This window comes from Arthrobacter sp. UNC362MFTsu5.1 (assembly GCF_000685965.1).
Classification (GTDB): domain Bacteria; phylum Actinomycetota; class Actinomycetes; order Actinomycetales; family Micrococcaceae; genus Arthrobacter.
In genome coordinates this window covers 44,561-66,484 of record NZ_JMLE01000002.1, presented here as the reverse complement: position 1 = coordinate 66,484, position 21,924 = coordinate 44,561, and the positions used below count along the sequence as shown (strand labels likewise).

Genomic DNA, 21,924 nt, shown 5'->3' with positions numbered 1-21,924 from the left:
CCGTGTTTTCACCCGATTCACTGGCTGTCCATGCAGGCCGGAGCGGCCTGACCGAACAAGGCGTGCACGCCGTGCCGATCGACCTGTCCACCACAGCACCGCTTCCTTCAGTCCACGACGGAGGGCAGGCGTACGAACACATGGCCACCGGCGGCATGCACCAGGAAGGCCAGAGCACGGTCTACCAGCGCCTGTGGAACCCCACCGTTGCCCGCTTCGAGCAGGGCGTGGCCCTCCTTGAGGGCGCCCCGGAAGCAGTGGCCTTCGCCACCGGCATGGCGGCCCTGTCGGCCGTGCTGCTCGCAACGGTGGCTGCCGGGAACAAGCACGTGGTGGCGGTCCGGCCGCTGTACGGCGGAAGCGACCACATCCTCGCCTCGGGCCTCCTCGGCACCGAAGTGACGTTCACGACGGCGGACGGGGTGCGGGCCGCACTGCGTCCGGATACGGGACTGGTGATGGTGGAGACACCCGCCAACCCCAGCCTCGAGCTCGTGGACATCGCGCAGCTTGCCCGTGACGCTGACGGCGTCCCGGTGCTGGTGGACAACACTTTCGCGAGCCCCGTCCTCCAGCAGCCCCTGGCTCACGGCGCCGCCCTGGTGCTCCACAGTGCCACCAAGTTCCTGGGCGGACACGGGGATGCCATGGGCGGGGTGGTGGCGGCTTCGCCGGAGTGGACCACCAGGCTGCGCCAGGTCCGTGCCGTGACCGGCGGCATCCTGACTCCCTGGCCGGCCTACCTGCTGCACCGCGGCCTGGCCACGCTTCCGGTGCGCGTGCGGGCGCAGCAGGCAACCGCACACAAGGTTGCCGCGGCCCTGGCCGGGCACGGACTGGTGAAGGCGGTCTATTACCCGGGGCTCCCGGAGTGCGACCCGATGGGCCTGGTGGGGACGCAGATGTCGGGCCCGGGTTCGCTGCTGGCTTTTGAACTGGGCAGTCCCGAACAAGCAGAGCGGATCCCGGCGGCGGTCCGGATGATCACCCACGCCGTGTCCCTGGGCGGCATAGACACCCTCATCCAGCATCCCGCCGGCCTGACGCACCGGCCCGTCGCCGCCGAGGCGAAGCCCCATGCCAACCTGCTCCGGTTGTCCGTGGGGCTGGAGGACGGCGCCGATATCGTGGAAGACCTGGTGCAGGCCATCGAGGGAACGCGCTAGCAGGCCTGCTTCGCTTCCCCGGGACCCAGCTGTCCGGGTCCCAGCTGTCCGGGGTTCGCCCGCCCGGCGCCGGACCCGGGATGCACGACGGCGGTGATCACCGCCGTCGTGCATGCCAGCCCGATGACGGTCAGGGCCAGCGCCGTCCAGCCGAACGACTGGAAAACCAGGCCGCCGGCCCACCCGATGGCACTGGAGCCCAGGTAGTAAGCAAGGTTGTACAAGGAGGACGCCTGTGCACGGCCCGTCGTGGCGATCCCCCCGGTCCAGCCTGCCCCGATGCTGTGGGCCGCAAAGAACCCGCCGGTAAACACCAGCAGGCCGGCGAGGATCAGCACCAGCACCTGCGTCAGTGTCAGCGCCAGGCCCGCGGCCATCAGCAGGATGCCGGCCAGCAGGATGGTCCGGCGGCCGAACCTCAGCGTGAGCCCGCCGGCCAGCCGCGAGGTCACCGTCCCGGAAAGGTAGGCCACAAAAATCAGGCTGATCACGGTGGCCGGCAGCCCGAACGGGTCGCCGGACAACCGGAACCCGAGGTAGTTGTACACCGCTACGAAGCCTCCCATGAGCAGGAACGCCTGCACGTACAGGGCCAGCAGGCGGGGATTGCGCAGATGGCCCCCCAGCGTCCTCGCCGCCCCGCGGAATCCGCTGGCGCGTGCGGGGGTGAAGCCGCGGGCCTTGGGGACCAGGATCAGGAACAGGACGGCGGCGGCCGCGGCAAGGCCGGAGACGGCAAATGCGGCCGCCCGCCATCCCCACAGTTCTCCCACGGGACCCGCAACAAGCCGTCCCGCCAGCCCGCCCAGCGTGGTTCCTGCAACGTAGGTTCCGGCGGCGAGGGCGGCGTGCGCCTTGTGGACCTCCTCGTTCAGGTACGCAATCGCGATGGCCGGTATCCCGCCAAGTGCCATGCCCTCGAGCAATCTGAGGCCCAGGAGGATGGGGAAGGTGGCGGCCAGGGGCGCCAGCAGTCCAAGGACGGTCGCGGCCGAGATGCCCAGGGTCATGGCCCGTACACGGCCGATCCGATCTGCCAGGAATGACCACGGGATAACCGTGATGGCGAGCCCCACCGTGGCCAGTGAGATGGTGAGCGCCGCTTCAGCCGCCGTGATCCGCAGGTCCGTTGCCATGATCGGCAGCACGGCCTGGGTGGAGTACAGCTGCGCGAACGTTGCCACCCCGGCGAACGCCAGGGCAACCAGCAGCCGTCGGTAGGCTGCCGAGCCTTTCGGGTGGCCCGCCCACAGTCCGGATTGTGACGTGTCCTGCGTTGGCAGCATGTGCATAACTCCAGCCTAAATCGGCTGCTGACATGCTTCCAATGCATGATTTACATAGAATAGATGCTGAAATCGGATCAGTTACCGGGAGGCCCGGATGGACATTGAGCACAAACAGCTGGCGCAACTGTTGCCGCTGCTCCCGGTCCTGTCCGAACTGGGGCGGACTCAGCACGTCACAGAAACAGCGGAACTGCTCGGGATACCGCAGTCCACCGTCAGCCGGGCGCTCGCCCGCGCCAGCGCAGTGGTGGGCACTGAACTGCTGATCCGCGACGGCAGGGGAGTCCGGCTGACCCCTGCGGCCAAGGCGCTGCTGCCCTATATCGACGCAGCACTCAACGAGTTCCGGACCGGGCTGGACCTGGTGCGGCACGAATCCGAGGTGGTGCGCGGCCGGATCGCGGTCGCGTTCCAGCACACCTTTGGCGAGGCGACGCTGCCGTTGCTGATCAATGCCTTCCACCAACGCCACCCGCAGACCGCCTTCGACTTCAGCCAGGGGGCACGTGACGGCTGCCTGGCCGAACTCTCGGCCGGGACCGCTGATCTTGCCCTGACAGCGCCCGTCGCCACGGCGGGCCGGGGCATCGGCTCAGCCGCGCTGTACCGGGAGCCGCTGCGGCTGGTGGTGCACCATGAACACCCCCTGGCCGGCCGGAAAAGCGCCCGGCTCGCGGACATCAGGCAGGACCCGTTTGTGGCGATGGGGCACGGCTACGGCATGCGCTCGCTGACGGACGCCTTGTTCCGCGAAGCCGGGTTCCGCCCGCGCATTGCCTTTGAAAGCCAAGACTCGCATACCGTCCGCGGGCTCGTGTCCGCGGGGCTGGGCGTCAGCATCCTGCCGCCCGGCGGGCGGGCCCCGGGCCGGACGGTGAGCCCGCACACCGGCAACCTCGGCTGGGTGGAGGTTCCACTGGAGTCCGGACTGGCGTTCCGGGAAATCGGGTTGGCGTGGCGCGAACGGCGAGGAGGCCAGGAAGCCGAGCCGGACCAGGTCAGGCTGTTCCGGGAACTGGTCCTGACCGAGGGCCCGGAGCTGCTGGCAGGACTCATCCGGGCGCGTTCGGAGGGCTGACCGGCGCGGGATGCGGGATGCGCGGGCCGCCCAGCTGACTGCGGCAGGGAAGCCTGTCTGCGTCCGGAGTCGGGACGATCAGGAACGCGAGGATCCGGCGAGCAGGCCGGCCATGATCTCGGGGACGGGCCGGGCTGCCGCCTGCCGCCATCCGGTTCCCGCCCAAAGGTTCAGCCGTTCCGGGTCGCCTGCAGCTGCCGCTGCCGCGCGGATCGGAGCGGTGAGATGGTGAATGGCAGGGTACCCCTCCGGTGCGTCACCGTGGTCCCGGACGAAGGCATTGACCAGGGCCCGTGCCTGCCTGCCGGTGAACGCACGGGTCATTTGTGTCTCGCTGATATCGCGGCTTGCGAGGGCATCCTTGTGGAGCTGGCGCGCGCCGCTTTCGTCGCTGCGGAGAAAGGCCGTGCCCAGTTGGGCCGCGGTTGCGCCTGCGGCAAGCACCGCGTCGAGGCCTGCTGAATCCATGATCCCTCCGGCGGCCACCAGGGGAACGCCGACGGCGGTGCGCACCGCGGTGAGCAGCTCAGCCGTGGTCGCGGGGCCGGGGGAGTCCGTCGTTCCTGCCCGGGCCAGGAAGGCCCCGCTGTGGCCACCCGCGCTCCCGTGCTGGACCGCCAGGATGTCCGCTCCCCGCTCCACGGCAAGCAGCGCTTCAGCCACGCTGGTGACGGTGGCAATCAGGGTGGACCCTGCACGCTTGAGCGCCTGGACTTCAGCCGGCTCCGGGAGGCCGAACGTGAAGCTGACAAACTCCACCGGATCCGCCAGCAGGGCGTCGATCTTGTCCTGCCATGCATCATCGTCGTCGAGCCGCAGCCCGGGAAGTGTGACTCCGTAGCGCCGGGCGTCCGGCTCGAGGCTCCGCCGGTAGTCCTCAAGCTGCCGGCGGACGTCGGCGGGCGGATCGAGCTGGGACCGGTCGGGAACGAAGACGTTCATGCCGAAACCCGCCCCGGCAGACCGGACCTCGCGCATGTCGGATTCCATGGCCGCCGCGGTCTTGTAGCCCGCGGCGAGGAAGCCCAGACCGCCCGCCAGATGCACGGACTCCACGAACCGGGGCGTGGAGGTGCCCCCGGCCATTGGCGCCGCAATGATTCGTGTACCGAAAATGGCACTCGTCATGACCTGCTCCCTGTAGCGACTCAGTAGTCTGTTCACGTGACTAATTCTGACAACTTGCCAGCAACGGATTCTGTTCCTTCCACCGGCGGGCTCCACGCGGCCCCCGTTCAGGCAGCGCCCGGCCAACCAGGGCCAGGCGCCGTGATCGGCCTGGACATTGGCGGAACCAAGACGCGCGGCGTCCGTTTCGAAAACGGACAAGCCGTGGCCGATGAATCCGTGGGCAGCTCAAACGTGCAGAATGTCAGCCGCGATGAAGCGGCACGTCACCTGGCAGAGCTGTTCGCCAAGATCGGCGGCGGGGTGATTGCCCAGGTCTACGCCGGTGCCGGCGGAATCGACACGGATGAGGACGCGGCCGCGCTGGCGGCCCTGATCGCCCCCCATGTTCCCGGCGCGAAGATCACGGTGGTCCACGACTCCCGGCTGTTGCTGGCCGCCGGAGGGGCGAGCACCGGCGTCGCCGTCATTGCCGGCACCGGTTCCGCCGCCTGGGGCAGGAATGCCAGCGGCGAAGAAGCCAGGGCCGGCGGCTGGGGCTACCTGCTCGGGGACGAAGGCAGCGGCTACTGGCTGGGCCGGGAAGCGGTCCGGCACAGCCTCCGCCGCATGAACCAGGGCCTGGAACCCGACGAACTCACTACGGCACTCCTGCAGTCCTGCACCATCGATGACCCCAACAAACTGATTGCCCTTTTCCATTCGCCGGACACGGGCCGCCGCTACTGGGCACAGCGGGCCCGCCTCGTGGTCGAGGCTGCGGACGCCGGGCACGCGCCCAGCCAGGCGCTTGTTGAACAGGCAGGCAGGGACCTTGCCGGACTGGCCGCGCAGGCCCTGCGGAAACTGGGCATCAAGGGACCGGTGATCCTGGGCAGCGGGCTCGGGATGAACGTGGCGAGGCTGCAGGAGTCCTTCAGGCGCAGCCTTGCTGCTGAAGGCGTGACCGATGTCCGGGTCCTGGAGAAGGACCCCGTGTTCGGAGTCCTGCAACTGGTGGCCGAACAGGGGTAGCCTTTCGGACCGCGGACCGCGGACCCCCGGGCCTCGGACCTTGGGCCCTGCGCGCACCCGTTCCTGTCCGGATGCCTGTCAGGAACGGGTGCGCGGCCGGAGCCGGACGCCCGGTAACGGGGGAGCAGGAATGCGCCCGGCTTCGGCTCCCGCAGCAGGGCCGTGTCCCTGGACCAGCCCGAACCGGGAACCCCCGGACTCCTGGTCCGGCAGATCGGCCTGGTCCTCCCAGTCCTGGCGCGCCTGGGCCACTTCATCGTGGGTCCTGCCCACGAAGTTCCACCACATCAGCAGCTCCTCCTGGAACGGTTCCCCGCCCAGCAGGATGAAGCGCGTGCCGGGGGCCGCCTCGATTTCCAGGAAGCCGCGGCCGGTGCCGAGGTAGCCCAGCGGACCCGGCGGCACATCCTGCCCGTCGAGGGTGATGCCGCCGTCGAGCACCAGCACCGCGTGCTCGAACTCCGGGTCCAGCGGCAGGACGACGGATCCGGCGCAGGAGATGTCCGCACCGACGATCGGGGAATACATCGTGGCCGGCGCCTCCACTCCGGCGAAGGTTCCCACCATCACGGTTGCTCTGAAACCATCTCCGGTCACTTCCGGGAGGTCGCGGTGCTGCTCGAACGCCGGGGCACGGTGGCGCTCGCCGTCCGGAAGGGCCACCCACAACTGGAGGCCCCGCTGCAGCGGCACTTCCGTGCCGGCGTCGGCGGTCCCAGTGTCGGCCGTCCCAGAGTCGTCCGTCCCTATGTCGTTCGCCCCGGTGCGGGACGCCCGGTCCGGCAGCACAGCGAACTCGGAGTGGGAGACCCCGTGGCCCGCGGTCATGATGTTGAGCTCGCCCGGACGCACGATGACGTCGCTGCCCACGCTGTCACGGTGCCGGATGTTGCCTGCGAGCGGCCAGGTCACGGTCTGCAGGCCGGTGTGCGGGTGCGGCAGCACGGACATGGCCACCCGGTCCGGACCGAAACTGTCCAGGAAGCACCACGCGCCCACCGTGGGGAGGCCACGCTGCGGAAGGGTGCGGAGGACATTCATTGCCCGGACCCCGCCGAGCGGGACTTCCCGGGCCGGCCACAACTGCAGGCACGGCCCGGTTCCGGCGGAGCCTCCGGGCTGTCCTGCCGGGCACAGTTCTTCCTTGGGGCTTACTTCGAGGTTCGTCACAGGATCAACTCTAGGGTCAATGGCGGAATACGGGCAGGTCCGGACTTTGGAGCCGGGACCCCTAGCCAATCCGTGGCCGGACGGCTTACCCTTGAAACGCCGCCGGCAAAAGCGTCCGGCGAAGCGGACGGACCGACGTCGAACTGGTTCGACAGTTGGCATGGCAGAAGCGGGGAGGTGGAGACGATGACTGCAATATTCCTGCGCGCCCGGCGCGCCAGCAAAGTCATTATTCCTGCCCCGGCCAAACGCACGTCCTGATTCGCACTGCCTGAATCAAGCACTGCCTTAATCAAGCAGCGCCTGAATCACGCACCCGTGTCCGTGCCTACGGGGCCTCAGCAGAGGTTTCCAGTGAAAACAACAGCAAATTCAACAACCACCAACTCAGCTCCACCGCTGGCCGGTCCCGTGGATTACGGTTTCACGGCCCGGACGGCAGCACTTTTTGACGCCCATCCCATGCCCGGCGGGGAGGAACCGGGGCGGGTGGTCCGCGTGGACCGGAACAGGGTGCTCATCGCCGCCGCGGCGGAGCTGTGGCATCTGCCCTACCCGGCCCGCGGCGAGGTGCCGGCCACCGGTGACTGGGTATGGCTCGGTGCCAACGCAGCAGGGGAGCCCGCCGTCATCGGTGTGCTGCCCCGCGAGTCGGCGCTCAGCCGCAAACGCGCCTTCGAGGCGTCTTCGGAAGCCCAGGTCCTCGGTGCCAACGTGGACGTCGTGGGAGTGGTGGTCCCCGTGGACCGGCCCCTTACCCACAACCGCTTGGAGCGGACGCTCGTGGCCGCGTGGGATTCGGGGGCCACTCCGCTGGTGATCATCACCAAAGCGGATCTTGCCGACATCGCGGACGACGTCGTCGGAAAAGTAATCCTGCAGGCAGCAGGCGTTGCTGTGGTCACCACCTCGGCGGAACAGGGCGACGGCCTCGACGAAGTGCTCGGACATGTGCCGGCGGGCGGAACGCTCGTCCTGCTGGGACCCTCGGGCGCCGGAAAGTCCACGCTGATCAATGCCCTTGCCGGGCACCATGTCCAGGACGTCGGGCCGGTACGGTCCGGCGACGGCAAAGGCCGGCACACCACCACGGCGCGCGAGCTCGTCCCGCTGCCGGGAGGAGCGGTTCTCATGGACACCCCGGGCGTGCGCGGCTTTGGGCTCTTTGACGCGGACGACGGAATGGACGAGATGTTCGGCGACCTCGAAGGGCTGTTCGGCCGCTGCCGCTTCGCCGATTGCGCCCATGACCGGGAACCGGGCTGCGCTGTCCAGGCCGCGCTCGCCGACGGAGCCCTCGAGATGCGCCGGTGGGAAAGCTACCTCAAGCTCCAGCGCGAGTTGGCGGCACTCAACCGCCGGCACGACGCGGCAGCCCGGCGGGCCTACCAGCGGGAGTGGCACCAGAAGGTGGTGGTGGCGGGCAAGAGCCAGCGGGCAGCCGAGCGGTACGGACAGGAAATGGCCCGCGAACGCACCGTCGGGGACGGAAAGGGGAAACGGAAGCGCCGTTGACGCACGGCGGTTGACCGGCGGGGGAGGGTCGGCGGCGGGGATTGAGCGCGGAATCACAGTCCGGTGCCGCCGCCGCCCATCCAAACGGCGTAGGTTACCGAATGCTTACGGTAGCCGCGGCACCGCTGACTTTGCCGGGGCCGCTGGTTACGCTGTCTATTAACTGCTTTACTGCCGAATATCAGTAACCTTATGATCTTTGGCCTGACCGTCCGATGTTGCCGCCAACAGTTAGGTAAGCCCGGAAATGGCTGAAGCCATGATCGAATTCCAGAGCGTCACCAAGCAGTACCAGAGCGGGCAGCCGGCCGTGGACAACCTGACCATGTCCATCGACAAAGGCTCCATCACGGTTTTTGTGGGTCCGTCGGGCTGCGGGAAGACCACTTCCCTGCGGATGATCAACCGCATGGTGGAGCCCACGTCGGGCACCATCACGGTGGACGGGAAGGATGTCACGTCAGTGCCTGCCGCGCAGCTGAGGCGGTCCATGGGGTATGTGATGCAGTCCTCCGGCCTGATGCCGCACCGCTCAGTGCTGGACAACATCGCCACGGTCCCGCGGCTCAACGGGGTCTCCAAATCTGAGTCGCGCAAGCGCGCCGAGGAACTGCTCGACGTCGTCGGGCTGGCTTCGGTGCTGGGAAAGCGGTACCCGTCGCAGCTGTCCGGCGGCCAGCAGCAGCGGGTCGGCGTGGCCCGGGCTCTCGCGGCAGACCCGCCCGTGCTGTTGATGGACGAACCGTTCAGCGCCGTGGATCCCGTGGTGCGCGACGAACTCCAGCAGGAGCTCCTCCGGCTGCAGCGGGACCTGGCCAAGACCATCGTTTTCGTCACGCACGACATTGACGAAGCCACCGTGCTTGGAGACAAGGTCGCTGTTTTCGCCACCGGCGGCAAACTGGCGCAGTACGCGACGCCGGAGGAGATCCTCCGCGCCCCTGCCAACGACTTCGTGGCCTCCTTCGTGGGTAAGGACCGGGGGTTCCGCCACCTGGCGTTCAGCCCGTCCGATGCCGTTATCCTCCATGAGGTTCCAACGGTCAGTCACAGCGCCCTGGAGTCCGGAACGGCCGGACTCGAAGGCAGTGATTGGGCGCTCGTGGTTGATGCGGATTCCCGGCCGATGGGCTGGACGAGTCCGGGGTCCGGTTCCGTGCTCATCCCCGGCGGCTCGCTGTTCCGGAAAGGGGAGACGCTCCGGCGGGCTCTTGACGCGGCGCTGTCGTCGCCGTCGGGCTTGGGCGTCGCAGTCGACGCGGACGGCAGGCTTGCCGGTGTCCTCCGCGCGGACGAAGTGCTTGCTGTCATCGAATCGGCACGGCTGGTCCGGCAGGGTGCCCTCTGATGGAATGGTTCCTGGCCAACAGCGGGAGGGTGTTCGAACTGGCAGGTCAGCACCTGGTGCTGGCCATCCTGCCCATGGTGTTCGGTTTGCTGCTCTCCATCCCGCTGGCACAGTTTGCCCGGCAAAACCGGACCCTGCGTTCCGTGGTGGTGACGGCGACGTCCCTGCTCTACACGGTCCCGTCCCTTGCCTTGTTCATCATCCTGCCCTCAATCCTGGGGACCAGGGTCCTGGACCCGCTGAACGTGATCGTCGCCCTGACCATCTACGCGGTGGCGCTGCTGGTGCGGGCCGCACTCGACGCCTTCGACTCCGTGGATGAAGACCTCCGCCAGGCGGCCGTTGCGATGGGGTTCAAGCCCGCCGCGCGTTTCCTGCAAATTGACCTGCCGTTGTCCCTTCCGGTGCTTTTCGCCGGCCTGAGGGTTGTGTCCGTCAGCAACATCTCGCTGGTAAGCGTGGCCGCCCTCCTGGGCATTGGAAACCTCGGGATGCTGTTCACGTCCGGCCTCCAACGGGGCTTTATTACCGAGGTGCTGGTCGGGATCATTGCCATCCTGGTGCTGGCACTGGTGATGGATGCCTTTCTGGTGCTCCTGGAGCGACTCCTGACGCCGTGGACCAGGGCCGTGGCCAAAACGGACAAAGCAGGCCTCCCGTCGGCGGCCGAGCGGCTGTCGGATGTCCGGACCGGGGGTGCCTCCGCATGAGCAACGTCTTCACCGACACTTTTGCGTGGCTGGGCGATCCCCTGCACTGGTCCGGAAGCACCGGCATTCCCGTCCGGCTGGCCGAGCACCTCCAGTACACGGGTCTCGTGATGCTCATCGCCACGGCGATAGCCGTCCCCATCGGCCTCTATGTCGGCCATACCGGCCGCGGCCGGGTGGCGGTTGTCGCGCTGGCCGGGGCTCTCCGGGCACTGCCCACCCTCGGCCTGCTGACACTCTTCGTCCTCCTGGCCGGCATCGGACTGATGCCTCCCATCTGGGCCCTCGTGATTCTGACCGTGCCTCCGCTGCTCGCAGGCACGTATGCCGGCATTGCCAGCGTGGACCGGAACGTCGTGGATGCGGCCCGCGCCATGGGCATGACCGAACTGCAGGTGCTGTTCCGCGCCGAATTTCCCAATGCCCTGGCCGTGATGTTCGGCGGCTTCAGGACCGGCGTGCTCCAGGTCATCGCCACCGTTTCAGTGGTGGCGTACATCAACCTCGGCGGCCTGGGCCGGTACCTCTTCGACGGCCTGGTGCTCTCCGATTTTCCGCAGATGCTCGGCGGCTCGCTGCTGATAGCAGCACTGGCCATTGCCGTCGATCTGCTGCTCGCTGTTTTCCAGAGGCTCTTCCTGTCCCGGGGATCCTCTGACACGCCACGCCGGAGCCAGCAGGCACCGGCTGATCTCACAGACCCCGTGTCCGCGGAGCCTGTTGTTCAAGGAGGTAGATCATGAAGGAAACCCACCCTAGTATTCTGGGCCGCCGCGCGTTCGGCGGCCTGGCCGTCGGCGTCGGACTTGCCCTGGCGCTGTCCGCATGCGGCGGCGGATCCGATCCGCTGGGAAGCGCGCCCGCGACGGGCGGTTCGGGCTCTGGTTCCGCACTGGTGATCGGATCCGCGGACTTCCCGGAGAGCCAGATCATCGCGGAGGTGTATGCCGGCGCGTTGAACGCAGCCGGCGTCACCGCAAGCACCAAGCCCAACATCGGCTCGCGGGAGGTGTACTTCAAAGCGGTCCAGGACGGCTCCGTGGACATCATTCCCGATTACAGCGGCAACCTCCTGCTGCATGTGAACAAGGGCGCCACCGAGGTCTCGGCGGAAGACATCTTCAAGGCGCTTCCGGGCAAGCTGCCGGAGGGACTTGCGGTCCTGGAGCCGTCCAAGGCTGAGGACAAGGACGCCATGGTGGTGACCAAGGCGACGGCGGAAAAGTACCAGCTCAAGTCCATAGAGGACCTCGCCAAGGTCTGCAGCGAACTGGTCGTGGGAGCTCCGGCCACCTTTGCCGAGCGCGCCTACGGCCTGCCCGGGCTGAAGAAGAACTACAGCTGCGAGCCCAAGAAGCTGGAACCGTTCAGCGACGGCGGCGGACCCATCACCGTCAAGGCACTCCTGGAGGACCAGGTCCAGGTCGCGGACATCTACACCACCACGCCGGCCATTGCCGACAATGACCTGGTGGTCCTGGACGACCCGAAGAACAACTTCATCGCCCAGCAGGTACTGCCGCTGTACAACAAGGCCAAGATGACGGACAAGGCCAACGAAGCGCTCAACTCGGTGTCCAAGATCCTCACCACGGAAGACCTGATCAACCTCAACCGTGCGGTCAGCGGCACCCAGAAGCAGAACCCGAAGGACGCAGCAGCGGCCTGGCTCAAGGACAAGGGCCTGGTCAAGTAACACCGGCCGGGTAACAGCAGTGAAGTAACGCAGGCTGAACAGCCCGGCCCGACGGCGGCTGCCGGACCTCACAAGGTCCGGCAGCCGCCGTCGTTGTTCCTTGTGTGAGTCAAGTCTCAGCTGAAGTACATCCTCCATATGGCATATTTGATGGATGGCAGAATTCAAGCAGTCCACCAAGCTTCATAATGTCCTCTACGACATCCGTGGACCGATTCTTCAGGCCGCCCAGCAGATGGAGGCAGAGGGTCACCGCATCCTTAAACTGAACATCGGAAACCCGGCCCCGTTTGGGTTTGAAGCGCCGGACGCCATCCTGGTGGACATGATCCGCCACCTGCCGCACGCCCAGGGCTACAGCGACTCCCGCGGCATATTTTCCGCCCGGACCGCAGTGTCGCAGTACTACCAGACCCGCGGCATCCAGAACATCCACGTGGACGACATCTACCTCGGCAACGGTGTCAGCGAGCTCATCACCATGTCGCTCATGGCCCTCCTCGACGACGGCGACGAGGTTCTGATCCCCACACCGGACTACCCGCTGTGGACCGCCTCCGTGGCCCTGGCCAGCGGACGGCCGGTGCACTACCTCTGCGACGAGGAGTCCGGCTGGCAGCCGGACCTGGAGGACCTCGAATCCAAGATCACCCCCCGGACCAAGGGAATCGTGGTGATCAACCCGAACAACCCCACCGGCGCGGTGTACCCCGAGGAAACCCTCAAGAAGATCGTGGCCTTGGCTGAAAAGCACGGGCTGGTGCTTTTCGCGGATGAGATCTACGAGAAGATCCTGTACGAGGACGCCGTTCACGTGAACCTGGCAGGCCTTACCGGCGACGACGTTCTGTGCCTGACCTTCAGCGGCCTGTCCAAGGCATACCGTGTCTGCGGGTACCGCGCCGGCTGGATGGCGATTTCGGGACCCAAGAAGGATGCCGCCGACTACCTTGAAGGCATCAGTCTGCTCGCCAACATGCGGTTGTGTGCCAACGTGCCTGCCCAGCATGCCATCCAGACTGCACTGGGCGGATACCAGAGCATCAACGATCTGATCCTGCCCGGCGGACGGCTGCTGGAACAGCGGAACAAAGCTTATGACATGCTCAACGCCATCCCCGGCGTCAGCACCCAGCAGGCCAGGGGCGCGCTGTACCTGTTCCCGAAACTGGATCCGGAGGTCTTCCACATCCGCGACGACGAAAAGTTCGTCCTGGACCTGCTCCGAGAGCAGAAGATCCTCGTTTCCCACGGACGTGCCTTCAACTGGGTACGGCCGGACCACTTCCGGATGGTCACGCTTCCGAACGTGAAGGACATCGAAGAGGCTGTCGGGCGCATGGGGGACTTCCTGAGCAGGTACCAGGGGAACTAGCCTGATGGCAGCAGCTGCCCGTGAAGAGCGGGCGGCTGCAGCCGGACGGGCGCAAGGATGCGGCCCTCCGGACTCGCGGCACATCGGCGGAAGGCTTCTCATGGCAAACATCGAAACGTTCGACGAACACCCGTCCGGGACCCTGGCGGCCGGTGACGGGTTCAAGCTGGCGGATGTGGACCCTGATTCCACGCCGGGATACCCGGGTGGCAAATCCGACGGCCGGGCACTCCTCGAGGAACTCGACGGAAAACTTGCGGCCCTCCAGGAGCAGCTGTTCGCCGAAGCCAAATTCGGCGGGACCAAGCGTGTCCTGCTGATCCTCCAGGCCATGGACACCGCGGGCAAGGGCGGCATCGTGGCCCATGTGGTGGGTGCCATGGACCCTCAAGGTGTGCAGCTCAAAGCGTTCAAGGCGCCCACGGACGAGGAAAAATCCTACGACTTCCTCTGGCGGATCGAGAAGGAAGTCCCGGCAGCCGGCATGGTGGGCGTCTTCGACCGTTCGCACTACGAGGACGTGCTCATCCACCGCGTCCATGGCTGGGCCCCGCCGGAGGAACTGGAGCGCCGCTATACGGCGATCAACGAGTTTGAAGCCCGGCTGGCCGCCTCCGGCACCCGAATCGTCAAGGTGATGCTGAACATCAGCCGCGACGAACAGAAAGCCCGCCTGCTCGCACGGCTGGATGATCCCTCAAAACACTGGAAATACAGCAGCAGCGACCTCAAGGAGCGCGCTTTCTGGGACGACTACATGGCCGCCTACCAGGCGGCATTCGACAAGACCCACACCGAGGTTGCCCCGTGGCACGTGGTGCCGGCGAACAAGAAGTGGTACGCCCGCATTGCCGTCCAGCAGCTGCTGCTCCAAGCGATGGAGGACCTCAACCTTAAGTGGCCCGCGGCTGAGTTCGACGTGGCTCTGGAACGCAGCCTGGTGGAAAGGTCCTGACGGGCCCCCTACGACTCGGGCCCGGCCTGGTTCCGGGCGGCGGCCAGCCGCTTGCGGGCCCCTTCCAGCCACTCCTCACAGCGCTTGGCCAGGGCCTCGCCCCGCTCCCACAGTGCGAGTGAGTCCTCCAGGCTGGCGCCGCCGGCTTCCAGCTTGCCCACGACGGCCACGAGCTGCTCGCGGGCTTCCTCGTAGCTGAGCGCTTCGATGTCGGCGTTCGGTTTCTGTTCTGCTGCCATGGTGGTGCTCCCTGCTGGTTGTCAGTGGATGAACGGGGCCGGTACGCGACCGGGTCAGCCGTCGGATATCTGGTGGCCGCCCGTGGACCGGGCGGAAAAGCTGCCGCCGGCCACCCGTACGAAAAGGTCCGCGCCCTCCGGGGCCTGTGACGGATGCCGGACTACTGCCGGCGGCGCGTCCGCTGCGTGGTCTGTGCCGGCAACCTGCACCACGGCATAGCCACGGTCCAGCGTCTGTTGCGGCGAGAGGGAACGGACCTGGTTGCGGAGATGCACGATCTGGTCCGCTGCCCTCAGCACCGCCGTGCTGATTGCCGCGCGGGAACGGCTGCTGAGCCGCGCCACATCCTCGGCGCGTGCACTGACCATCGTCTCCGGTGCGGCCAGCACCGGCCGTGAATGCAGGGACGCCAGCCGGTCGGATTCCCGTTCCACGAGCCGGTTAACCCCGCGCCGGAGCTGGTCCCGGGCCTGCCGGACCCTGGCGAGTTCTTCCACAACGTCAGGAACGATTCTCTTCGCGGCATCCGTGGGCGTCGAGGCCCGCAGATCGGCGACGTCGTCGAGGATGGGGCGGTCTGCCTCGTGGCCGATCGCGCTGACCACCGGCGTGGACGCATTGGACACAGCCCTGATCAGGTCCTCGTTGCTGAAGGGGAGGAGGTCCTCGAGTGCGCCGCCGCCACGGGCGATGACAATGACGTCGACGTGCGGGTCAGCATCGAGTTCCCGCAGCGCGGCCATGATCTGCGAAACGGCAGTGTTTCCCTGGACGGCAACTTCGCGGACCGCGAATTCGACGGCGGGCCAACGGAGTGCGGCGTTGCGCAGCACATCCTTCTTGGCGTCGGAATCGCGTCCGGTGATCAGCCCGATCCGGTGGGGGAGGATCGGCAGGCGCTTCTTCCGGGAATCCGCGAAAAGTCCTTCCAGGGAGAGCGCGTGGCGGAGCCGCTCGATCCGCGCCAGCAAGTCGCCGAGCCCCACCGGCCGGATGTCCTTCACGGACATGTTGAGGCGTCCGGTCTTGAGCCAGAACTCGGCCTTCAGGAGCGCCACCACCCTGGACCCGCGTTCCAGGGGAACCTCCTGGCGATCCAGCACGGTCGACCAGATGGAAGCGGGCAGGGAGATTTCGGCGTCGACATCCCGGAGCGTCATGAAGGCACTGCCGCCACGGCGGTTCAGCTCAATGACCTGGCCCTCGACCCATGCCGAGGGCGTCCGGTCGATATGGGCCTTGAGCTTCTGGGACAACAGCTGCAGCGGCCAGGGATTGTCCGGACTCGTTTCGGCAGCCGTGGCAGGAACCGTGGTGGCCGCGGGCAAGTTGTCAGGCATGGGCGGGCCGTGACGGGGAGGGAGCCTTGGGCATGGGAATCCTTTGCAGATGGCGGTGCATCAAAACGGAATGGCATCAAACCGAATCAACTCTATCCATAGCTCTACCACTGTCCGCCGACATTTTTGCTTCCCGGCCGGCGCCCCTAGGATGGCAGTACCGCCCAACCACAACCGAGGAATCCCTTGCGCACTTTTGTCTCCGCTGCCGCCGTCATCCTTGGACTGCTGCTGGCCGCCGTCTCCGTTCCTGCCATCTGGGTGGACCGGAACATTGTGCAGGAGGATGGCTTTGTCTCCCTCGCCGCCCCGCTGGGCAAGGACACCGTCTTCCAGCAGCGGCTGGCCTCAGCGGCTGTCGGGAGCATCGACCCGACCGGACAGATTCCCGAACCATTCGCCCAACTGGTGCAGCCGATCCTGGACTCCGCCGCCAAATCCCTGACGACGCTGCCCGGCTACCCTGCGGCCTGGGAAGAAACGCTGCGGAGGAGTCACCGGCTTAACTTCCCGGCCGCCGGGGACGGAACGGCGGCAGCTGACCCGTCCACGTCCCTCACCCTGGATGTGGCGCCCCTGGTTGGACTGCTGACCAAGCAGATTTCGGAGGCCACCAACATCCCGATTGAAGCGCCCGGCCAGACGCCCATTGACATCGGACAGCCGAGCCACCGTCAGCTCGTTGACCAGGTTGCGGCCTATGCCCCCCTGGGGTACGCGTTGGCTGCCGGCTCGGCCATCGCCCTCCTGCTGGCCCTCATCGCCGCCCGCCGGCGCTGGATTGTGCTGGTAGGTACCGGTGCAGGGGCATTGGTGCTCGCCGCGGCGTGGAAGCTCGGATCTGATGCGGCCGGCCTGGCGGTAGGCGGGACGGCCAGCGGGAATGAGGTGGCGGACATCTTCAAGAGCGAATTCGTGGCCGCATCCTCCGAGCGGTTCGGACAGTGGATCCTGGCGGCTCTCATCGCCGGTGCCGTCCTCATTGTGGCCGGTGTCCTTTTCCGCGTCGTTGCCGGTGCCGCTGCCGGAGCCGGACGCGACCAGCATTCCCGGTAGCATTGAACAATGACCACCTCAGCAGTCTCCATCCCCATGCCGTCAATTCCACGCAGGCGCCGTTCGCCTGAGGACGTGCTGGCTGCGGCCCCGGTCTCAGGTCCCAAAAAGGTGCTGCTCGCGGCTCCCCGCGGCTACTGCGCCGGTGTTGACCGGGCCGTCATCGCCGTGGAGAAGGCACTGGAACACTATGGTCCGCCCGTCTATGTGCGGAAGCAGATCGTCCACAACGTCCACGTTGTGAGCTCGCTTGAGGAGAAGGGCGCCATCTTCGTCGACGAGACCGATGAGGTCCCCGAAGGCGCCCTGGTAATTTTTTCTGCCCACGGAGTTTCGCCGGCCGTCGTACAGTCCGCCGAGGACCGCGGCCTTCGCACCATTGACGCCACCTGCCCGCTCGTGACCAAGGTCCACCGCGAGGCGGTCCGTTTCGCCAAGGACGACTTTGACATCCTCCTCATCGGCCACGACGGTCACGAGGAAGTGGAAGGAACCGCCGGCGAGGCCCCCGACCACATCCAGATCATCAACGGACCGCACGAAGTGGACAAAGTTACCGTGCGGGATCCGGAAAAGGTCATCTGGCTGTCACAGACCACCCTGAGCGTGGACGAAACGATGGAAACCGTCCGGCTCCTCAAGGAACGCTTCCCGACTCTGCAGGATCCGCCCAGCGACGACATCTGCTACGCCACCACCAACAGGCAGGTGGCCATCAAGAAGATCTCCCCGCAGGCTGATCTGGTCATAGTGGTGGGCTCCGCCAACTCCTCCAACTCCGTCCGCCTCGTTGAGGTTGCACTGGAATACGGTGCCAAGGCGTCCTACCGCGTCGATTTCGCCAACGAAGTGGACGAGGCCTGGTTCGAAGGCGTCGCCACAGTGGGCGTCACCTCGGGCGCGTCCGTTCCGGAAGTGCTGGTCAAGGATGTGCTCCGGCTCCTGGCGGACTACGGCTACGGTGCCGTGGAAGAAGTGGTTACGGCAGAGGAAGACCTGCTCTTCTCCCTGCCCAAGGAGCTGCGCGCCACCCTCAAGAAGTCGGGCGACGTGACCCGCGCACTGGGCGGACGGGGAGCGCGGAACTGACCCCTTCGCAGTCAGGAGCGTCCGGCCTCCGCGGAGGCCGGACGCTCCTGACCGTGGCCTAGGCGGCCGACTCCTCCGACTGCAGTTCGGGAGCTGCCACCGACCGGGGAGTCACCTCGATCGCAGGCGGTGTGGTCAGCCCCTCGGCTTCCAGGGCGTTGAGTTTCCGCGCCGTCGGAAGAACCCGCGCCTCCAGCGTTCCGACCATTGAGTTGTAGCGGTCAACGGACGTCTTCAGCGACGACCCCAGCTTGGTCACATTGTCGCCCAGTGTGCCCATCCGTTCGTAGAGCTGCCGCGCCAACTCAAAGAGCTCCCGGGCGCTGTCCGTGAGCACGTCCTGGCGCCAGGTGAACGCTACCGACTTCAGCACGGCCAACAAGGTGCCGGGGGATGCCAGCACCACATTCTTGTTCAAGGCGTAGTCAAGCAGCCCGGCGTCCGCAGCCAGTGCGGCCGCCAGGATGGATTCCGCCGGCAGGAAGCAGATGACGAGTTCCGGCGAATTGCCCGGGATCTCCCAGTACTTCTTGTTGCTCAGCGCGTCCACATGGGACTTCAGGGCCTTGGCGTGGGCTGCCAGCAACGCGTTCTGGCCGTTGAGGGCAGGCCCCTGCTGCTGGCGTCCCGCTGAGGATCCCAGGTCCTGGGCCTCTAGGTAGGACCCCAGGGGGACCTTCGCGTCAACCACCAGTTGCTTCCCGCCCGGGAGCTGGACCACGAGGTCGGGGCGGACAGCGTTTCCCCCTCCGGTGCTGTGCTGTTGTTCGTGGAAATCCACATGGCGGAGCATGCCGGCGGCTTCAACGACCCGGCGCAGCTGGACCTCGCCCCACTGGCCGCGGGCGCTATTGGACCGCAGGGCGGACTCCAGGGCATGGGTTGAGCGCAGCAGCTGCTCGTCGGAGAGCCTGGCCTCCTGCAGCTGCTGGGCCAGCTGTCCGTACTGCTCCAGCCGGTCGCGTTCCAGCAGGGACACCTGCTGTTGGACCGCCGTCAGCTTTTCCGCCACCGGGGCCAGGGCCCGGAGGACGCTGCCGTCCTGGTTGCGAGACTCGCCCAGTTCCCGGTTCTGTGCCGACAGAAGGCGCCGCTCGGCGTCGGCCGCCGCGAACTGGGCGCTGACCTCCGAAAGGCGCGCCGAGACGCCGTCGAAATCCTGTTCCAGGGCCACGCTCCGCCGGCGGAGCGCCACGTAGGTGAAGGCGGCGCCAATCACGGCGCCGAGAATCAGCATCAGCAGGGCAAGTATCAGTGCAAAAGCGTCCATGTGTTCACTTTGGCATGGGCCACCGACATTTTTGACGCAGGCGCACGCCGCCTGCGGAGACCGGGAACGGACCACCGCATGGTTCGCGGCCGGTTACCGGTAGAATTAGTGCTCGTGGCTCTTACTATTGGCATCGTCGGACTGCCCAACGTCGGCAAATCAACCCTTTTCAACGCACTGACCCGTAATCAGGTGCTGGCTGCGAACTATCCGTTCGCCACCATCGAGCCGAACGTCGGTGTGGTCAACCTGCCGGACCCGCGGCTCGCCAAGCTGGCCGCCGTCTTCGGCTCCCAGCGCCTGCTCCCTGCTCCCGTGTCGTTCGTCGATATCGCCGGGATTGTCAAGGGTGCATCGGAAGGCGAAGGCCTGGGCAACAAGTTCCTCGCCAACATCCGCGAGGCCGAGGCCATCGCACAGGTTGTCCGCGTGTTCGATGACCCGGACGTCATCCACGTCGACGGCAAGGTGGATCCGCGCTCGGATATGGAGACCATCAACACCGAACTGATCCTGGCTGACCTCCAGACCATCGAAAATGCGATTCCCCGGATCGAAAAAGAAGTCAAGATCAAAAAGCGCGACGCGGCTGAACTGGCCGCCATCAAGGCAGCGCAGGCCGTGCTTGAACGTGGCGACACCATCTTCTCCTCGATCAAGAGCGACAAGCTCGAGATGGAGCACCTCAAGGAGCTGGGCCTGCTGACAGCCAAGCCCTTCATCTACGTCTTCAACTCGGACGAGGGAATCCTGGGCAACCCCGAGAAGCAGGAAGAGCTGCGGGCCATGGTTGCTCCGGCGGACGCCGTCTTCCTCGACGCCAAGCTGGAATCCGACCTCGTGGAACTGGACGAGGAAGAAGCCCGCGAGATGCTGGAGATGAACGGCCAGGACGAATCAGGCCTCGACCAGCTGGCCCGCGTCGGCTTCCACACGCTGGGACTGCAGACCTACCTGACGGCCGGTCCCAAAGAAACCCGCGCCTGGACCATCCATCAGGGCGACACCGCCCCGCAGGCCGCCGGCGTCATCCACTCGGATTTCCAGCGCGGCTTCATCAAGGCCGAAGTTGTGTCTTTCGACGACCTTATCGAGGCCGGATCCATGGCCGAGGCCAAAGCCCGCGGCAAGGTCCGCATCGAAGGCAAGGAATATGTCATGGCCGACGGCGACGTGGTGGAGTTCCGCTTCAACGTTTAGGCTCATCTGCGAAGATCGCGTCCTGGCACAGCCGGGGCGCGATTTTCGTCTTTCTCAACGTGCCGGAGTCCATCCCAAAGCGGGACCCAATCTGGTGGCGATGTCGGTGAGGATCTGGATGTAATCCCCATGGTCGAAGCTGAACGGCAGCGCGAACGCCACTTCGTCGACCTCGCGGAACCCCGCGTGTGCGTACAGTTGCTCGGCGATTTCATCGCTGGTGCCCATGAGGTCCGGGGCGAACAGCATGCCCTTTGGTCCCTGCGGCGACCGGGTGCGGGGCGTGCGTTCATCGACGTATCGCCTGTACTTTTCCCGCTGTTGCGCTGAAGCCGAATCGGTCGGGATGACCACCAGGCCTTGCGAGACCCGGGCTGGTCCGTGCGACTGGCCTGATGCCGCGGCTGCTTCACGGTAGGCCCGGATCTGGGACTGCTGGATTTGGGCAAACGCCGGTTCCTCGTCCGTTTCGGGGAAGATCACACTGCTGGAGAGCAGATTGAATCCGTTCGCCCCCGCCCAGATGGCCGATTTCCGGCTTGCCGCCCCGTACCAAAGACGGGCACGCAGCCCGGCGGAGTGCGGCTCCACGCGATTGGAGAATTCCTCGACGACACCCTGCTTGCCGGAAAATTCCCGGACCGGTTCCCCCGCGATCAGGCGCGCAAGCCGGTCCAGGCGTGCATATCCGAAGTCCTCCAGTTCGGCGGAATCCGGGTACAACTCGTGCTTCACCGTCTCGTAGTGCATTGGTTCGCCCACGCTCAGGCCCGGATTGATTCGTCCGCCGGCGAGCAGATCCACGGTGGCCAGGTCCTCGGCAAGGCGCAAAGGGTTTTCCCAGCCCATCGGGGTCACGGCGGTTCCAAGCTCGATCCGGGAAGTGCGCTGGCTGGCCGCCGCCATGACCGCAATGGGCGAGGAGATTCCGAACTGCAGATGGCGGTGGCGCAGCCATGCGCTGTCGAATCCAAGCTGCTCGCCCAGTGCGATGACCTGCAAGGTCGATTCGTGCCCCGCGGCTGGCTCCGCGGGGTCGAACAGGCCAATAGTGAGGAATCCGAGCTTGCGTAACGGTTGTGAGGAGTCGGGCATGGGATTCCTTCAGGGATCGGTGTACAGCTGATCCTCATAATATGCGGGGTGCACGTGCTGCTCCGGGGGAGAGAACAAAGTTACCCCCCAAGTCAGTAATTGTTCATTAACGGTGTTAGCCCCGATTCCTTTGAACCGGGGCTTTTGTCGGGGGTTGGACCCGCTCCCGTGCGGGTTTTCCCGCCCTGCC

General features: G+C 66.3%; 20 protein-coding genes. 13 read left to right on the top strand and 7 right to left on the bottom strand.

Annotated elements, in window-relative coordinates:
- The first annotated feature begins 2 nt into the window (after positions 1 to 2).
- The gene (locus BS38_RS0103055; RefSeq protein WP_028269477.1) at positions 3 to 1,166 is read left to right on the top strand and encodes a trans-sulfuration enzyme family protein; all 1,164 of its coding nucleotides are present in this window, start codon (positions 3 to 5) and stop codon (positions 1,164 to 1,166) included.
- Here the strand turns inward: BS38_RS0103055 and BS38_RS24230 are convergent.
- A complete protein-coding gene (locus tag BS38_RS24230; protein WP_051628712.1) occupies positions 1,163 to 2,452 on the bottom strand; it encodes an MFS transporter in 1,290 nt (429 codons plus the stop codon). The two genes, BS38_RS0103055 and BS38_RS24230, sit on opposite strands and share 4 nt — an antisense overlap.
- A gap of 97 nt (positions 2,453 to 2,549) precedes the next feature.
- Between BS38_RS24230 and BS38_RS0103045 the strand changes: the two genes are divergently transcribed.
- Entirely contained in the window at positions 2,550 to 3,533 is a 984-nt protein-coding gene (locus BS38_RS0103045; protein ID WP_028269476.1) for a LysR family transcriptional regulator, read from the top strand.
- A gap of 78 nt (positions 3,534 to 3,611) precedes the next feature.
- Here BS38_RS0103045 and BS38_RS0103040 read toward each other — a convergent pair whose 3' ends face one another.
- Positions 3,612 to 4,661 (bottom strand): nitronate monooxygenase, encoded by a 1,050-nt coding sequence (locus tag BS38_RS0103040; RefSeq protein ID WP_028269475.1) that lies wholly within the window; start codon positions 4,659 to 4,661, stop codon positions 3,612 to 3,614.
- Between the two features lie 36 nt (positions 4,662 to 4,697).
- On the opposite strand from BS38_RS0103040, the gene BS38_RS0103035 reads away from it, so the two are divergent.
- On the top strand, positions 4,698 to 5,675 hold the full coding sequence (locus tag BS38_RS0103035) for a BadF/BadG/BcrA/BcrD ATPase family protein (RefSeq protein ID WP_028269474.1): 978 nt from the start codon (positions 4,698 to 4,700) through the stop codon (positions 5,673 to 5,675).
- A 78-nt stretch (positions 5,676 to 5,753) separates the two neighbouring features.
- On the opposite strand, the gene BS38_RS0103030 is transcribed toward BS38_RS0103035, so the two are convergent.
- Positions 5,754 to 6,845: a pirin family protein gene (locus tag BS38_RS0103030; RefSeq protein WP_028269473.1), complete on the bottom strand. Its 1,092-nt coding sequence runs from the start codon at positions 6,843 to 6,845 to the stop codon at positions 5,754 to 5,756.
- Between the two features lie 354 nt (positions 6,846 to 7,199).
- Between BS38_RS0103030 and rsgA the strand changes: the two genes are divergently transcribed.
- The 7 genes from rsgA to BS38_RS0102995 all read left to right on the top strand — a co-directional run bounded on the left by rsgA (position 7,200) and on the right by BS38_RS0102995 (position 14,444).
- Positions 7,200 to 8,360 carry a ribosome small subunit-dependent GTPase A gene (gene rsgA, locus BS38_RS0103025; RefSeq protein WP_028269472.1) on the top strand — a complete coding sequence of 387 codons (1,161 nt, stop codon included), beginning with the start codon at positions 7,200 to 7,202 and terminating at the stop codon, positions 8,358 to 8,360.
- Between the two features lie 247 nt (positions 8,361 to 8,607).
- On the top strand, positions 8,608 to 9,708 hold the full coding sequence (locus tag BS38_RS0103020) for an ABC transporter ATP-binding protein (protein ID WP_028269471.1): 1,101 nt from the start codon (positions 8,608 to 8,610) through the stop codon (positions 9,706 to 9,708).
- Complete coding sequence (locus tag BS38_RS0103015; RefSeq protein ID WP_028269470.1) at positions 9,708 to 10,418, top strand: ABC transporter permease; 711 nt, start codon at positions 9,708 to 9,710, stop codon at positions 10,416 to 10,418. Before BS38_RS0103020 ends, BS38_RS0103015 begins: the two co-directional genes overlap by 1 nt.
- A complete protein-coding gene (locus BS38_RS0103010) occupies positions 10,415 to 11,161 on the top strand; it encodes an ABC transporter permease (protein ID WP_028269469.1) in 747 nt (248 codons plus the stop codon). Before BS38_RS0103015 ends, BS38_RS0103010 begins: the two co-directional genes overlap by 4 nt.
- Complete coding sequence (locus tag BS38_RS0103005) at positions 11,158 to 12,114, top strand: ABC transporter substrate-binding protein (protein WP_028269468.1); 957 nt, start codon at positions 11,158 to 11,160, stop codon at positions 12,112 to 12,114. The genes BS38_RS0103010 and BS38_RS0103005 overlap by 4 nt, the downstream gene beginning before the upstream one ends.
- Positions 12,115 to 12,268: 154 nt before the next feature.
- A complete protein-coding gene (locus tag BS38_RS0103000) occupies positions 12,269 to 13,489 on the top strand; it encodes a pyridoxal phosphate-dependent aminotransferase (protein WP_028269467.1) in 1,221 nt (406 codons plus the stop codon).
- Between the two features lie 100 nt (positions 13,490 to 13,589).
- The gene (locus BS38_RS0102995) at positions 13,590 to 14,444 is read left to right on the top strand and encodes a polyphosphate kinase 2 family protein (RefSeq protein WP_028269466.1); all 855 of its coding nucleotides are present in this window, start codon (positions 13,590 to 13,592) and stop codon (positions 14,442 to 14,444) included.
- Positions 14,445 to 14,452: 8 nt separating this feature from the next.
- Here BS38_RS0102995 and BS38_RS0102990 read toward each other — a convergent pair whose 3' ends face one another.
- Both BS38_RS0102990 and xseA read right to left on the bottom strand, forming a co-directional pair.
- Positions 14,453 to 14,683, bottom strand: coding sequence for an exodeoxyribonuclease VII small subunit (locus tag BS38_RS0102990; protein ID WP_028269465.1), 231 nt, complete (start codon positions 14,681 to 14,683; stop codon positions 14,453 to 14,455).
- 54 nt (positions 14,684 to 14,737) lie between these two features.
- Entirely contained in the window at positions 14,738 to 16,024 is a 1,287-nt protein-coding gene (gene xseA, locus BS38_RS0102985) for an exodeoxyribonuclease VII large subunit (RefSeq protein WP_028269464.1), read from the bottom strand.
- 186 nt (positions 16,025 to 16,210) lie between these two features.
- Between xseA and BS38_RS0102980 the strand changes: the two genes are divergently transcribed.
- Positions 16,211 to 17,080: a hypothetical protein gene (locus BS38_RS0102980; RefSeq protein ID WP_028269463.1), complete on the top strand. Its 870-nt coding sequence runs from the start codon at positions 16,211 to 16,213 to the stop codon at positions 17,078 to 17,080.
- A gap of 9 nt (positions 17,081 to 17,089) precedes the next feature.
- A complete protein-coding gene (locus BS38_RS0102975) occupies positions 17,090 to 18,169 on the top strand; it encodes a 4-hydroxy-3-methylbut-2-enyl diphosphate reductase (protein WP_028269462.1) in 1,080 nt (359 codons plus the stop codon).
- A 58-nt stretch (positions 18,170 to 18,227) separates the two neighbouring features.
- Here BS38_RS0102975 and BS38_RS0102970 read toward each other — a convergent pair whose 3' ends face one another.
- A complete protein-coding gene (locus BS38_RS0102970; RefSeq protein WP_028269461.1) occupies positions 18,228 to 19,439 on the bottom strand; it encodes a DNA recombination protein RmuC in 1,212 nt (403 codons plus the stop codon).
- Between the two features lie 114 nt (positions 19,440 to 19,553).
- On the opposite strand from BS38_RS0102970, the gene ychF reads away from it, so the two are divergent.
- On the top strand, positions 19,554 to 20,639 hold the full coding sequence (gene ychF, locus BS38_RS0102965) for a redox-regulated ATPase YchF (protein WP_028269460.1): 1,086 nt from the start codon (positions 19,554 to 19,556) through the stop codon (positions 20,637 to 20,639).
- A 54-nt stretch (positions 20,640 to 20,693) separates the two neighbouring features.
- On the opposite strand, the gene BS38_RS0102960 is transcribed toward ychF, so the two are convergent.
- Positions 20,694 to 21,734 (bottom strand): LLM class flavin-dependent oxidoreductase, encoded by a 1,041-nt coding sequence (locus tag BS38_RS0102960; RefSeq protein WP_028269459.1) that lies wholly within the window; start codon positions 21,732 to 21,734, stop codon positions 20,694 to 20,696.
- Positions 21,735 to 21,924: the final 190 nt, after the last annotated feature.